At 41.8% G+C, this 14,301-nt stretch carries 17 protein-coding genes; 8 read left to right on the forward strand and 9 right to left on the reverse strand.

Annotation, left to right across the window (positions count from 1 at the left end):
* Positions 1-95: 95 nt before the first annotated feature.
* The 7 genes from ACYQ3Q_RS09330 to ACYQ3Q_RS09360 all read right to left on the reverse strand — a co-directional run bounded on the left by ACYQ3Q_RS09330 (position 96) and on the right by ACYQ3Q_RS09360 (position 7,210).
* Positions 96-869 carry an IclR family transcriptional regulator gene (locus ACYQ3Q_RS09330; RefSeq protein ID WP_459928287.1) on the reverse strand — a complete coding sequence of 258 codons (774 nt, stop codon included), beginning with the start codon at positions 867-869 and terminating at the stop codon, positions 96-98.
* A 194-nt stretch (positions 870-1,063) separates the two neighbouring features.
* Complete coding sequence (locus ACYQ3Q_RS09335; protein WP_459928288.1) at positions 1,064-4,678, reverse strand: AAA family ATPase; 3,615 nt, start codon at positions 4,676-4,678, stop codon at positions 1,064-1,066.
* Positions 4,675-6,006 (reverse strand): metallophosphoesterase family protein, encoded by a 1,332-nt coding sequence (locus tag ACYQ3Q_RS09340; RefSeq protein WP_459928289.1) that lies wholly within the window; start codon positions 6,004-6,006, stop codon positions 4,675-4,677. The genes ACYQ3Q_RS09335 and ACYQ3Q_RS09340 overlap by 4 nt, the downstream gene beginning before the upstream one ends.
* A gap of 163 nt (positions 6,007-6,169) precedes the next feature.
* Complete coding sequence (locus ACYQ3Q_RS09345) at positions 6,170-6,298, reverse strand: hypothetical protein (RefSeq protein WP_459928290.1); 129 nt, start codon at positions 6,296-6,298, stop codon at positions 6,170-6,172.
* A gap of 7 nt (positions 6,299-6,305) precedes the next feature.
* Positions 6,306-6,524 carry a hypothetical protein gene (locus tag ACYQ3Q_RS09350; RefSeq protein ID WP_459928291.1) on the reverse strand — a complete coding sequence of 73 codons (219 nt, stop codon included), beginning with the start codon at positions 6,522-6,524 and terminating at the stop codon, positions 6,306-6,308.
* 196 nt (positions 6,525-6,720) lie between these two features.
* Positions 6,721-6,948 carry a hypothetical protein gene (locus tag ACYQ3Q_RS09355; RefSeq protein ID WP_459928292.1) on the reverse strand — a complete coding sequence of 76 codons (228 nt, stop codon included), beginning with the start codon at positions 6,946-6,948 and terminating at the stop codon, positions 6,721-6,723.
* A 91-nt stretch (positions 6,949-7,039) separates the two neighbouring features.
* The gene (locus tag ACYQ3Q_RS09360; protein ID WP_459928293.1) at positions 7,040-7,210 is read right to left on the reverse strand and encodes a hypothetical protein; all 171 of its coding nucleotides are present in this window, start codon (positions 7,208-7,210) and stop codon (positions 7,040-7,042) included.
* Positions 7,211-7,815: 605 nt separating this feature from the next.
* Here ACYQ3Q_RS09360 and ACYQ3Q_RS09365 point away from each other — a divergent pair.
* Positions 7,816-8,499, forward strand: a complete 684-nt coding sequence (locus tag ACYQ3Q_RS09365; RefSeq protein ID WP_459928294.1) for a DUF421 domain-containing protein — start codon at positions 7,816-7,818, stop codon at positions 8,497-8,499.
* 167 nt (positions 8,500-8,666) lie between these two features.
* On the opposite strand, the gene ACYQ3Q_RS09370 is transcribed toward ACYQ3Q_RS09365, so the two are convergent.
* On the reverse strand, positions 8,667-9,818 hold the full coding sequence (locus ACYQ3Q_RS09370; RefSeq protein WP_459928295.1) for an acyl-CoA dehydratase activase-related protein: 1,152 nt from the start codon (positions 9,816-9,818) through the stop codon (positions 8,667-8,669).
* 169 nt (positions 9,819-9,987) lie between these two features.
* A complete protein-coding gene (locus tag ACYQ3Q_RS09375; protein ID WP_459928296.1) occupies positions 9,988-10,512 on the reverse strand; it encodes an MGDG synthase family glycosyltransferase in 525 nt (174 codons plus the stop codon).
* Positions 10,513-10,776: 264 nt separating this feature from the next.
* On the opposite strand from ACYQ3Q_RS09375, the gene ACYQ3Q_RS09380 reads away from it, so the two are divergent.
* From ACYQ3Q_RS09380 to ACYQ3Q_RS09410, 7 genes are all read left to right on the forward strand, one after another.
* Positions 10,777-10,902 carry a hypothetical protein gene (locus ACYQ3Q_RS09380; protein ID WP_459928297.1) on the forward strand — a complete coding sequence of 42 codons (126 nt, stop codon included), beginning with the start codon at positions 10,777-10,779 and terminating at the stop codon, positions 10,900-10,902.
* A 200-nt stretch (positions 10,903-11,102) separates the two neighbouring features.
* Positions 11,103-11,309: a DUF1657 domain-containing protein gene (locus ACYQ3Q_RS09385; RefSeq protein WP_459928298.1), complete on the forward strand. Its 207-nt coding sequence runs from the start codon at positions 11,103-11,105 to the stop codon at positions 11,307-11,309.
* Between the two features lie 14 nt (positions 11,310-11,323).
* A complete protein-coding gene (locus ACYQ3Q_RS09390) occupies positions 11,324-12,181 on the forward strand; it encodes a DUF421 domain-containing protein (protein WP_459928299.1) in 858 nt (285 codons plus the stop codon).
* Positions 12,182-12,199: 18 nt separating this feature from the next.
* Entirely contained in the window at positions 12,200-12,679 is a 480-nt protein-coding gene (gene spoVAC, locus ACYQ3Q_RS09395; RefSeq protein WP_459928300.1) for a stage V sporulation protein AC, read from the forward strand.
* Positions 12,680-13,684: a stage V sporulation protein AD gene (spoVAD, locus tag ACYQ3Q_RS09400; protein ID WP_459928301.1), complete on the forward strand. Its 1,005-nt coding sequence runs from the start codon at positions 12,680-12,682 to the stop codon at positions 13,682-13,684. It begins immediately after the preceding gene.
* 12 nt (positions 13,685-13,696) lie between these two features.
* Entirely contained in the window at positions 13,697-14,050 is a 354-nt protein-coding gene (spoVAE, locus tag ACYQ3Q_RS09405) for a stage V sporulation protein AE (RefSeq protein ID WP_459928302.1), read from the forward strand.
* A 35-nt stretch (positions 14,051-14,085) separates the two neighbouring features.
* Positions 14,086-14,289 (forward strand): DUF1657 domain-containing protein, encoded by a 204-nt coding sequence (locus ACYQ3Q_RS09410; RefSeq protein WP_045577032.1) that lies wholly within the window; start codon positions 14,086-14,088, stop codon positions 14,287-14,289.
* Positions 14,290-14,301: the final 12 nt, after the last annotated feature.

Raw genomic sequence — 14,301 nt, forward strand, 5'->3', positions numbered from 1 at the left:
ATAAGTCTATTATTACCTCATCTGAGTAATTCGTCAAGAGCAAACTTTCCAAAAAATCAAATTTCCCTCAATCGAAAGGTTGGCAGGTTGTGCTTTTATTTCTGAAAAAAGTCAAATCCTAGGTTCGCGGAAATCCGTTCTCCAGATTGTTTCATCTCCTCACCAATGCGCGCTATCCCTTTCTCCTTAATTCTACTAGCTGGTCCAGAGACACTGATCGCACCAATAGCCCTTCCAGAATAATCGAAGATAGGTGTTCCAAGACATATAACCCCAATTTCATTTTCTTCCGTCTCGACTGAAATTTTAGTGGCCCTGATTTCCCTAAGCTCTACTAACAAAGTATCCGGATCAGTAATTGTATTGGGAGTATAGCTTGTCATCCCTTTTAGGTCTAGAATGTGTCGAACTTCCTCTTCTGACATAGTTGAAAGGAGCGCTTTCCCCACTGCAGTACAATGCATTGGAGCCCTGCGGCCTACTTTGGAATGCATACTGACCACCTGAGAACTTTCCGCTCTATCGATATAGACAATCTCCCCCTCGTCAGGGAGCACGAGATGAACAACTTCATCTAGGACTTTAACTAGGTCACTCAGAATTGGCGCTGCCACTTTTCGAATTTCAAGGTCATTAAAAAATCGAATTCCTAATTCAACGATCTTAATACCTAATTGATAACGCTCAGTATCCTTTTTTCTATCGACATAGCCCCTGTGACATAAAGTTTGTAAAATACGGTGAACCGTGCTTTTATGCAAACTAATGCGACTTCCGATTTCAGTAACCCCTAAAGGTTCTTCTGCTTGAGCAAGGACTTCTAGAACATCAAGAGAGCGCTCAAGAGTTTGCACATATTTTTCTGACACTAATAATCCTCCCATCCTGACTGTGAACCTATAAAAAAGTTCAAAGCAAGGTTTTAATAGGTGAAACACCGTTTCTTAGAACAGTATACCTTTTTGAAAACAATAGTCAAGCTGATAATTTTCACAATTAATTATATTGGCAGGCAAATTAAAAAAGTTTGTTACTTAGCGGTAAGCGCTCAGAACTATTCAAATTATGCCATTTCTAACTGGACCTTACTTCCGACTCCACCAGCCTCGGCAGGAGTAACGATCAAACGACGAGCAAGGCGATTTTTCAGTTCAGGAACATGACTTATAATCCCGATGGTAAGATTTTGAAGATGAAGTTTTTCTAACGTGTTCATTACAGTTTCAAGAAGATTAGCATCAAGGGTTCCAAACCCTTCATCGAGAAAGAAGAACTCTAAAGGAGATTCCCCTCGCAGCTGAATTTGTGTGGATAGAGCTAAGGCCAGTGCAAGGGCTGTGAGGAATGTCTCGCCGCCTGACAAACTATTCACAGGACGCCGAACCCCTCCGTTCGCATCATCTCGCATAATGAAGCCACCCTCGGAATCGACCTCTAAGGCATAACGCTGGTTGGTTAACTCTTTCAAGCGCTCTGAAGCATCTAGAGCAACATTCGTTAATTGCTCTTGCGCAATAAACTCAATAAAGGCATTTCCTTTGAAAACGGTTTGCAAGGTTTTACATAAGCTCAGCCGACGGTTAAGCGCCTTTCTTTCCGTTTCCAGACGCATCCATTCTTCGTGTTTTTCATTTAACCTTGCCAATGTTTGTTGCGTCACACCCCGCCTCTCTATCCCTTCGTTATGAGCCTTTTCCTTTTCCTTTAATCGGACAGGCCAAGCAAGCCATTCCTCTGGACGAAGTCTTTGTCCCTGTAATCGCTCTTCAACGTCTTTACGTCTTTGCTTATAGATCATGACCTCTTGTTGAAAGGCCGAGATATCCTGGTCCATTTTTAGCCGCTCAGCAATATCACATAACGCACTATGAGCTGCAGCTACTGTCGGAAAGTGTTCTGCTTGGAGACCCAGTTCTAGTTTGCGCTGGGCACCTTCAAGCCCTTCTCTTGAAAGATCTAACGTTTTTCGGTTAACTGCTAGGGTTTGTTCAGCTTGAGTCCATAACCCTTTGGTTAACTCATAGCTATATTTAAGCTTTTCCTCTGTCTCTATGACAAGAGCCAACTCATTTTTAACCAGCTCAATCAGTTCTCGCGCTGGCTTCCCCTCAGTTAGATCATTCCATTTGTGCTTAATCTCTACAAGATCCCGAGCAGCTTCACTTCCGACTGTTTTGAGATTCTCTAGTTCCAGTTCGCATTGGCTTTTCTCTGCAATGAGCCGCTGATAAGCCTCATCCGATTCTTTCAATCCCACTTCGAGAAGCGACAATTCCTGGTTTAAACGTCTTGTAGCCTGATCCCAACTTGTGTATTGTTGCTGTAACGATAAGATTTCCGTCAGATCAATCTCTCCACGTACAGTATCTAAGCGTTCTTTTCTCAGGATTTGTTCTTTGAGCAATTGGTTGAGCTGATTACGAATCTCTCCTCCAACCCCCTCGAAAGAAGCGATTTGAGCATTTGTGCTATGCCGCTTTTTTTCCACTTCAGCCAGCTGGCGCTGGACTTCTCCCAGCTTGCGATTCCCTTTCTCTAGTTCAGCTTTCCATTGGTTCAAGGTTTGACGATCCTTCGTCAATTGCAATTCTTGCTCTACTAGTTGGGCCTTTAAATCCTGTACAGCCAGATGGCGATCCAGCAGGGAAAGCTCTTCACGATCCTTAAGAATCACTTGTTCTTTAGCTTTAAGGAGGTATATCTGGTTTTGTTCGAGCTCTCGTTTAGCTAAGAGCTGGGCCTTGGTTACTGCCACGGCCGTAATGCTCTCAGTAAGTTTGCCCTCCAAAATCTGGGTTTCTCGAGAGGCCTGATCTAGTTCTTTCCTCGCCTTGTATAAGATAGAGTCATCTACGCCCTGAGCAGGTTTTGGGTGGTGAAGTGAGCCACATACCGGGCAGGTTTCTCCCTCCACAAGATCCTCGCTGATTAGCCCCGCAAGATTCTTTTGTTCTAGCCCTTTGACTTCAAGCAATTTCTTCTCTATCTCTGATCTGGCTTCCTGGACGCTCGTCAAAATTCTAGACTGTTCATCCTCCCTGCTTTCAAGCTCAACTTGTACCTTTTGGCAATCCGCGGAGAAAATTTGCAGGCGTTCTTGTTCATGGGTCACATCCTGCTCGGCCCGCTCTATATTGGCAATTCTATGTCGATAACGCTCTAAGTCCTGAGCCCGCTCACTCAAGCTATCCTCTTGAACTGGCGGATCTTGATGCCTTCTGTCCAAGGACTCTGTCAATTGTTCTATTATTCCCTGGGCAGCATGTGCCTCGATCACAAAGGTCTGCAAGGTTAAATGCCACTCTTTTATTTCACACGAATTCTTCTCGAGATCTCTTTGCAACCCTTCCACTTGTTTAGAAATTATCTCTAGGGCTTCTAGAGCTTGGGCTGCTGAAATAACCTTTGCTCTTTGCTCCGGGTCTACAGAGAGTTTTGTTAGTTGGGTTTTCAGGGTAAGCTGTTGTTTTTGGGTTTCTACTCTTTTATTGACAAGAACCTGGAGCGTTTGTTCTAAATCCTTGCGCACTCGATCAAGATTTCCATAGTTTAGACGCGTCGCGCTTAACCGTTCTTGTCGCGCTTGGATATCGTTCTCTAAGCCTTTAGCTTGTTCAAGTTGTTCTAATCGGCGCAGACAACGAGGCTCAGCTTCTAATCGTCTTTTGTTTTCCTCAGACCACTTCTCCTCTGAAGTAACCTTTTCAATTCTAGCCGTTATCAGTCTCCTGTCCGCATTTTCAACTTGATCCTTAGCCACTGTGAATCGTTCCTCTTGAACGCTGATTTCTTCTAAAATTGAACGGATCGATTCCGCCCGTTCAGACATACTTAAACGCTCAGCCATTATATCCATCTTTGGTTGTTCGACTGCCAGTTGTATCTCTTTGCTCTCAATTTGTTGTAACTGTTCTTGAAGGCTCCATAGTTCCTGAGCATGATCATACTCTTTCCTTAGGTTTTCTAATTCCTTTGCAATCTTTCCTAAGCTTACAATTGCAGACTGATATTCTGCTTCCGCCTCTTTAAGCCGCTCCGCAGAAGCATCTCCTAAACCCTGTTGCCGTTGTTCCACCCCATTTAAGGCGAATTTGGCCTTCTCCAGTTGGTCAGCTAGTCGAGTGGAAAGTTCCCTGCCGTAGGCTTCGAGGGAGAACAGCCTTTCCAGCATCAAACGCCGATCTTTGGGTTTTATCGTCAAAAACTCAGCAAATTTCCCTTGGGGAAGTACAACCGCTCGGGTAAAATCCTCCACTGTAAGACCTAGCACATCCTCTATTTTCTTTGTCATCTCATCTGCTTTTGAGGACAGAACAGTTTCGACGCCATCGTCGATTTCCACCAAACGACAGGTTGAAGCTTTGACTGTACGTGCACCTGAGCGTCGATAAGCGCGTTCTGCTCGATAGGACTTTCGTTGATTTCCCGTAGACAAGGTAAACATATACTCCACCGTGAGCTGCTCTTCCGCATAGTTCAGAATTCCCTGCGTATTATTGGCCGCTCGTTCGACCGTCCCGTAAAGCGCAAGCGTAATGGCATCAAGAATTGTGGATTTCCCACTTCCTGTGGAACCAAAAATTCCAAACACGCCGGTTTCACATAACCTTGAAAAGTCGATCTCTTGAACTTCCCTGAAACTGTTCAAGCCAGCGATCTTGAGTCGAATGGGTTTCATGCCGTCTCACCTTCCTCAGCCCTGTCCATCAAACTCTGAAATTCTGACTCAGGATAGTCTTGTTCGGTAGGATCGATCGCTGCGCCTCCAGCACAACTCCCTCCGTCTTTACTAGGGTCAATTAAGGATAAGAACAAAGAGATTAATTCTTCCTCCGGTTCAGCTCCTCCCGTTCTATCTTGATAGAACTTACGGAAAAGTTCATGGATCGGCATCTTTGATCGGGCTTCCGCGACAATCTGTTCCGTCTCAGGAAAAATAGGGCGAATATTCACAAGACGTTCCCGCTGCTGACGGAGGGAGTGGATATCTCGCGGATGCAGTGCATTGGCTACATTAACTTCTAAATCAATCCAAGCATGGAGATCCTTACCCGCATCGATCCAACGTTGCACCTGAGCTAGCCCTTCCTTGGCCTGCCATTTCACCAACGGGTAACCCGAACTCAGGAAAATCTCCCGGGTTTCTACCGCTTGTCCAGGTTGAGCCTCCACGAGGACCACGGATTTGGCATAACCCGATTCGGAAAAGCTATAAGCAAGCGGCGAGCCGGAGTAACGGGTCGGCGCAACCGCTCCTTTGACAGCCTGAGCACGGTGTAAATGTCCAAGTGCAACATATTGAGCGCCGAATGGCATCGCCTCGGCCTCAACAGTCGGGGCACCTCCCAGTTCGATCGGACGCTCTGACTCAGATTTCATACCCCCTCTCACGAAGAGGTGGCTTACTCCAAGGTTGATTGCATTCGGGCGAAAGTACTGCCCAAACGAGTTAAATAACTGTTGTACGCGCTTTGAGTATTCCTGGCGCAGGATTTCCTCATCTAGGCTTTCACTTAATACCTCATTGAGCCGAGACTCAGAAGGATAGGGCAGCATAGCCACGATAGCTGGATCTGGGCAATTGGGAATATGTAATTCCGCCCACCCTAGACCTGCTGCAACCCTTACGACTCTTCCTTGATTTGGCTGCAACAGTAGACTCGGGGTGAGGATTTGTTTCGGCAGACCATATAAAGTGATCCCATGCCTGACCGCTAAAGGACTGGACGCACACAGCCGTTCCGGATTATCGTGATTCCCGGCAATTGCCACGATCCCTCTCCGACCGTCATTCGACAGACGATTTAGGGCATCATAAAAAAGCTCTTCGGCGATGGCAGGCGGATTGACCGTGTCAAAAATGTCCCCTGCTATTAAGACAAGATCGACAGCTTCCTCTACAACAATCTCACAAAGCTCATCAATAAACTTCACTTGTTCTTGAATTCGACTACGCCCTTCGAGCGTTCGTCCTAGGTGCCAATCCGATGTATGTAAGATTCGCATGGGTTACTTAACCCCTTTCACAATGTATCTTCTTAATGTTCTCATTATAGCGCATGTCCTAGACAAAAAGCTGTGGGGATTTTTGGATATTATGTTCTGGGAAGTATTAAATGTACTTAGTGGGAGCAAACCGTTCTGCTTTGCGTGCAGCGGCTTGCCAGCGCTAATAATCCGATCGATCGTCAATCATTACTAACCAACCCACAATAACCTTGTCCTCAAAAATCGGTGATACCTGCCAATCGATCCAATAAAGTTTCTCTTCTTCTAGATCGTTCTTGAGGGATTCCATCTGTCCGTTAAAAAGGGGTTAATACACCTAATTTACATTTGAATTGGCCATAGGATATATCAACTTGTTGGGCAAATCCTTCCTGTCCGGTTAGATAAGCTTTAACTAAGGATTCATCCCCTTTAATATAAATAGCATTAGTTTGATCATTTTTAAATTGAACCCAACTGCCTTCTGCTTCTAAAATGATGATTAAAGCACGCGTTTTAAATAGCGATATACACATTTCTTGTGAGTACTATGTTTCTTACTCACCCCATCTACCAATTTTCCTCTTTGACGTTCATCATAAATATCCGGTTCCATTTCCACTATATCGCAAATTATGTTCCACGCTTTGTCTCTGTTTCTCAGGCTCTTTTCAGAAATATCCTCTCTAGGTTTCACAAACTTGACATAAGGATCAGTACTAAGCTTTCTTGCTATTCATTATGTAATGCTTCTCCAACTTCCTTATAATCCTTATACTCAGGAAGTTGAGAATTATCGCTGATACTAATAACAACTATCTGAGAACGATCGGAAGCAATCCAAAGCACACGTTCAACCGTTGTGATTTTCATTTCTTCGTCCCGCAACTCAATAACTGAATTAACAAAAATATCATCCATATCTACTTCACCCCACACTACAATAGGTTTGTCGACCAAGTTCTAATTTTAAACGATGAGCCGCTTAAGGATCTCTTTATATCACCCAATTCATAACCTACTTAGCTCACTTTCGAAACTTGATATCCTTTCATTGAAGCTGCCGAATAATGCGTTGTTCCTTTTCTTGTTCGCGTTTGGCCAAATATTCCGTTCCTAGTTCTTTGTATGGCTCCTTGGTAAGTAATATCTTGTAGGCAATTCGAAGAATGAGATGCCCTAGTGCAAGCAATGCCTTTTCTTTCCCATGCGTTTTACCCATCGCCAATTCGTCGCAGACAGACGTGTACTTTTTGTGTTAGATGCCGCCCATCGTACAGTCCACCACAAAAAAAAACGGCTAACAGGACCCCGCCTTATTAAGATTATACAGTTTATTGGTGTCATGAAAAGATGCTACTTAATTTTCATGCCTCCCAGCGAACTGAAAGTTCATGAATGTTTATTGTGAGTATCCAAAACTTTACGACCATTCAAAGTGCGCTACTTAATAGCGCAATTGGATAGCCACTCTGTTGTAAGAAATGCCTTCATCGACAAATAATAGTGCCAAGTGTAATTAAAAGAGCCCTCGGCGTTGGCAGGGCTTTAATTGGTTATTCTCGCTTTTTCATTTCCATTATAATCGTATGATAAACCAAATCCCGGGTACAATATCCCTCAATGCCATCTTTATTCCTCCTCATAGCTCTCATCGGGAACGCGGTAGGGGCTTCTTTTGTACCCAAATGGTATTTGTATAAGATGTAATGATAACCTAACTAAGGATTATTAGAAATTTATATATAGAACATAATAAGCCAATAAGCTCCAAAATGTAAATTGAAATGATTCTCCCCTAAAGACTTCCAATGGAGGTGATTTCTTTTGTTTGAGCCTTTAAACATAATATTAAGAGTAGTTTTAGCACTGATATTACTTCTTGCAGCCACCAAATTTTTAACTAAAAGAAGTCTAGCTCACCTCACTTATTTTGATTATGTGGCAGGAGTAACACTGGGGACTATTGCAGGTAACTTAGCCTTTAATCTTAAGATAGGTATCTTAAATTTTATTCTTTCCATAACAGTTACAACACTAATTATCGTGTTAGTCGCATATTTCTCACTAAAATACGAGCCAATTCGAAGAATTCTAGCTGGCGAACCCACTATTTTAATTAAAAATGGAAAGATCCTAGAAAATAATATGGCTAGGTTAAACTATTCTTTTGATTATTTAGTTCAGCAACTCAGACAGGAAAAAGTTTTTGATATTGATCAAGTTGAATTTTCTATTCTTGAGCCAAGTGGAAAATTGAGCGTTCAGCTAAAATCACAATTTAGGCCATTAACTCCTCAAGACCTAAATTTGACAACCAGTTATGAAGGACTTGCAACTGAGGTAATCTTGGACGGTAAAATAATTGGAAAAAATCTCCTACAAAGTGGCTTAAACCATGAATGGCTCTATCAAGAACTAAATAAAAAGGGAATTCAAAGCACAAAGGATGTTGCTTTTGCTGTGCTTGCTACCAATGGTAACCTTTATGTTGATCTTTATCGGGATTAAGAGTAGACAACCATTTTGACATTTGCCGGTTTTCAAATATTTGTAGGACGGCTTGCTTTCCTTCCAACCATCTTCATATCGTTTCTTGGTAGCCTTAGCGGTATGTCCTTAAGTTACTTCATTGGTAAAAAATCGGTAGTAACCCAACTCACTTTCGAAAACCATATTTATTTTCCAGCTAAGTTTAGCACTTCTTCACTGGTTAAGTTTCTCGATTTATTTATGCGTGATCGTTCTAATAAATCTACAAACGCTTCCAGTCGCGTCTGTACCCCTGTACGTCCTGTATGTTCATCCATGATTAAGTTCATAATCGGAATTTGATAATCGTTCTGAACTCTAGGTAAAACCTCAGCTGCTACTATTTCAGGCATACAGGTAAGAGGAAATAGCTGAATAACCCCATCAAACCCTTCTTGGGCAAACTTTACGGCAGCCCCTACACTTTCTTGACCATGTCCTCCTACGAAATGGTCCAAATAGGGCTTGGCTAACTTATGGTAAGAATTCATGGGACGGTAACCATCAATTAACCCTCGGAATACGTTTTCTCCTACCCACCCGGATAAATAAATCGAGCGGTCAACGTGAACGCCCAATTGACCGAGCTGCTGTTCAACATCTGCAGAACTAAACGGATCGAGAACAGTATAAATTTCTCCTACTATGCCAATACGTAGAGGTTCTCCGATAGATTCATCCCTATCAGTATTCTGATGACTAAATTGCCGTTCACAAATACTTTCTTTAAGCCAACGGACCACTTCTTGTACTCCTGTATAACTCATCGTTTGGGCCATTCGCCTTTTTGCTTCGTCGTATAATTTCTCTGCTTCTTGAGCTAATCGTGGTCGCGCTGCATGGATCATATCTTCAATTTGATCCAACGCAATAATTTTTTGATAGGCGAATCGCATTGCCTGAAGAATTTTAGCCCAGGAAACTTTTTTGCCTACCAAATAGCGGATGCGTTGAGCTAATCCAAGAAAACTTCCATCTGGCGGTTCAAGAATCACCACATCATAAGGGTATCCTGCATCTTTGAGGATTTGACGTTCAACTTCTCCGTAATAGCCAAAACGACAAGGCCCAATTCCTCCGGTCATTGCTATCGTATCAGCGCCCTTTTCCGCCGCCTCAATAAAGTTACCCAGGTTAAGTTTAAGAGGGAGGCAAGCGGATTCGGGTGAAAATTTGGTACCAAGCGTAATGGTACGCTTGCTGTTTTCTGGAGGCACAACAACATCTATGTTGACCGATTCAAAGAGCGTTTGTGCCATAATCCAAAGGTTCCCCATGTGTGGAAAGGTTAATTTCAACAAAGTGACCTCCTTTTGTGTCAAGCGTTTTCCTTTTATTATTATTTACGGAGAAACCCCTCCTTAGCAAAAATTCTTAAACAGAAAATAGTATTTGTAAACAGACTTATTTTTAATATTGAAAATAAAAAAACCGGTAATTCTCACTACCATCGCTGGGCCGGACCAATTACCTGCTTAGGACTCCATATTTTTGTACTAACTCGTTTTTTAACGGAACATCCGCAACAAAATGGTAATCGATTCCCCTACGTCCCCAAATGTTATTGATAAAAAAATCGGTATGAACGTTAATGACAGGGGTCTTAATTTTCCCTTGAACTTTCAGACACGAAATCAAAAGAGATGGATAAGCTTGGGTACAAACTATTAGATCAGGCTGCTTTTCTGACAGCAGCCGTTGCATCTTTGTTAGGAACAAACTTTCATACACTTGCCTATATTTTGTACTACTTGACGGGTAAGCGAAGTAATCATAAGCCCAATTATAAGTTGCTGGAGAGTAACTAATCCAGTTTAAATAGAGGTTCGTAACGGCTCTTTCCAGTCGTGGGCTAAAATAGCTCAGGAAGTCAATACTCGAAAATTCTCCTTGAATCCGTTTTTTAAGAGAGGTAATTAAGGCATTGGCCACCGAGTGATGCCCTGTAGGTACGGTTAAGACGGCAAAAATAAAATCTTCTTCAAGCTTCATCTCCTCTTTCTTCACGGACTACTTTATAGGGTAAAAAGTATTTGAAAACTTTATTAGTATTCTTCACAGCAGTCCCTTTTAAGCTAACTATCTACAAGAAATTTAAAATCTTATTTGGAAAATAATTAAAGCAAAGGGTAGGATTTTTTCCTACCCTTGTTATTTTCCTAGTTCCCTACTCCTTCCATGAACATCCAATGGACGTGTTGAATAAAATATCTCAGATCATTTTTTCTGAAACATTAAAAAAAGGGGTAAAAATATATGATTGAAGATCATAAACATGATCCTTATAGAAATCATTTAATAGAATTTGAGTTGGCAGTCATAACAGTTTTATTGTTAGTTATAATCCATGAACTAAAAGAAGAAGAAGAAGAAGAGATATAACAGTTGATAATTTGGCCTAGGTGTATATGCCTAGGCCTTTTTTATTCATACAACAAACAGACTATATTACCATATTCGGGGTATAAAAAAGGCCCCTACTGTTTCTGATGATTCACACCCCCCTTAATTTACCAACTCAAAATAAGAATTAAAAAGAAAGTAATTGTAATAATAAGGTTGACTAAATGGAGGTTGATAATATGACGGTTGCTTCTCAGGTAAAACAAACTCTAGCAAGTTTAAAAGGAGCTCGTGGAACGTTAAGTATGTATACAGTGCAAACAAGGGATGACGAAACTCAATCAGTTTACACAAATTCTCTAGAAATAGCCGATAACATTATCAATGATTTGGAAGATCGACTAAAAGCTCTTGAATTTGAAGAGCCACAGTATAAAGGTAATTAAAAGGGTGTGAAACTATGCAGGAACCGATTTATGTCATTATAAGATCACTATCTTTATTTTTTTTAGTTTGGATATCAATAAGACTTATAGGAAAAAGGAATATAAGCAGAGTAAAACCTTTTAATTTTATGAGCTATATAGTTTTAGCCATCGTGGCTACTTTAATGTCCTTAAACCTAATAAATCTCAGTTCTGGGTTTATAGTTTTGCTAACATGGCTTGCCCTTCCCATAGCCCTTGATTATTTATCTATAAAGAGTGAAGTAATACATCAGTTGATCAATGGAAAAGAAACAGTCTTAATTAAGCATGGCAAGATCATGGAAGAAAACCTTATCCAAGTCAGAATGACCGGAGAAGACCTTATAGCAGAACTACGATCAAAGAACATTTTTAATCTTACAGACGTAGAGTTTGCAGTAATGGAGACAAACGGTGAGATTAATGCTTATTTAAAAACTGATAAAAAACCCGTTACTGCACACGATTTAGGCGAAAAAGTAGCACCTCAGGCTGAACCACAAACCGTAATAATGGATGGAAACATCCTCAATGAGCCTCTTTCCTCTTTAGGTCTTAACCAGGAATGGCTTAAGGTCGAACTTGAGAAAATGGGAGTTGCCCTCGAAAATGTATTTCTCGCTCAGGTAGACTCATCCGGAGACTTGTTCCTTGACCTCTTTGATGATGCCGTCGAAATTCCACAACCAAAGGTAAAGGAGTTACTGTATGCTAGCCTTCAAAAAGTTCAAGCAGATCTTTCATCGTTTTCTCTACAAACTGACAATAAAAATGCAAAGGGCATGTATATAAGAAACTCTCAAAAGCTCGAGACTCTTCTGGATAAATTACGTCCTTACTTGTTAAATTAATAAATTAAGAGGTGTTACATGTCCGAGAAAAAGAAAAAAAAGCTGACCCCTACTCAACTGGAATACCAGGAATTTGCCCAGGCAAGGGAACCGAAAAGACCGATTGTATTAAATTGTATTAAGGCTTTTTTTGTAGGAGGTCTCATTTGCGTAATCGGTCAGGGTATACAGATGTTCTTTGTTACATACTTTCATTTTTCCCAAGAAAATGCAGGGAACCCTACTGTAGCAGTTTTAATAATACTTACTGTTTTACTCACTGGTTTCGGTGTTTTTGACCATATTGCCCAATGGGCCGGAGCTGGTACTATCATTCCAGTGACTGGTTTTGCTAATACAATGGCATCCGCTGCTATCGACCACCGAAGTGAAGGTTTTGTTCTGGGAGTTGGCGGCAATATGTTTAAACTAGCAGGTCCAGTTATCGTTTATGGTGTTTTCTCTGCTTTTGTTGTCTCAATAGTCATCATAATTTTTAGAGCATTGGGTGTGATGTAAATGCTACAAGGTCATCAAACTTGGGTTTTTGATTCAAAGCCTACAATTATTGCATCTGCAGCGGTGGGAGGGCCCCACGAAGCACAAGGTCCTTTGGCTGACGATTTTGATCTCCTCCATGAAGATTTCTGGCTAGGACAAGATAGCTTTGAAAAAGCGGAAAAGAAACTTCAGGAACAAGCATGTGAGACAGCCATTAAAAAAGCAAATATGAAAAAAGAAGATGTTCAGTTCTTGTTAGCCGGTGACCTAATCAACCAGACAGTTCCCAGCAGTTTTGCCGCTCGTACACTAGGCGTTCCGTTCCTTGGTCTATATGGTGCATGTTCGACTTCAATGGAAGGTTTGGCTTTGGGTTCCCTACTTGTCGATAGTCGATTCGCAAAAAACGTTCTCGTTTGTTCATCCAGTCATAATGCTGCATCAGAAAAACAATACCGGTACCCAACGGAATACGGTGCCCAAAAACCCCCTACAGCCCAATGGACAGTGACAGGGTCAGGGGCCGCAATGGTAACAGATCACGGAGAGGGTCCGAAAGTAACAACAGCTACTATCGGTCGAGTCATCGATATGGGCCTTACCGACCCCTTCAATATGGGTGCAGCCATGGCTCCAGCAGCAGTTGATACAATTGAGGCTCATTTTAGGGACTTAAAGAGAGACCCTTCTTATTATGACGTTATTGCAACAGGTGACTTAGGCAGAGTAGGCCATAGGATTGCTGGTGACTTATTGAAGAAACATGGAATGGACATACCTGAAGAGATTTTTACTGACTGCGGAATTTTGATCTATAGTAAGGATCAACCTGTAGTTTTGGCTGGAGGGAGTGGATGTGCCTGTGCTGCGACGACAACGTTTGGGCATTTTCTAAATCGAATGCGAAAAGGGGAAATCAAAAAATTATTGGTCATCGCAACTGGTGCCCTATTATCACCTATGTCTTATCAGCAGAAAGAAAGTATTCCATCTGTTGCTCATGCGGTAAGTATTGAATTATAAGGAGCTGTCACAATGGAAAAATTTCTCTGGGCATTTTTGATTGGAGGAGCTATTTGTGTCATTGGACAATTGTTATTAGACGGGCTTAAACTCACGCCTGCTCACACAACATGTGCTTTAGTCGTAACAGGGGCAATCTTGGGTGGATTGGGTCTTTATGATCCACTTGTTAAATTTGCTGGTGCAGGAGCGACCGTACCTATTAGCAGTTTCGGGAATTCGTTGGTCAAGGGTGCTTTAAAGGAATTTGAATCCACTGGTCCTATCGGAGTCCTTACCGGTATCTTTCAGATTACCAGTGCAGGAATATCAGCGGCAATCATTTTCGCTTTCATGGGAGCACTCATTTTCAGACCGAAGGGTTAAACAAAGGATACTCTAAAAAGGAGGTGATCTAAAAGATGACTGTTGGAACACAGATGCAACAAGCTATAGCAACGGTTCAAAACGCGGCTGCAACCATGAAGACGTTTGCCCTGGAAACTCAGGATCAGAAGGCAAAAAAGAGCTTTGAACAACTTGCTAAAACATTTGATTCTGCTCTAAATGAGTTAAAAGGAAGAGAGCAATATATCGGACAGCAGGAACCCCAGTATAAGCAATAAACAGCCATGAAA

The sequence above is a fragment of the Desulfosporosinus burensis genome, from assembly GCF_054657535.1.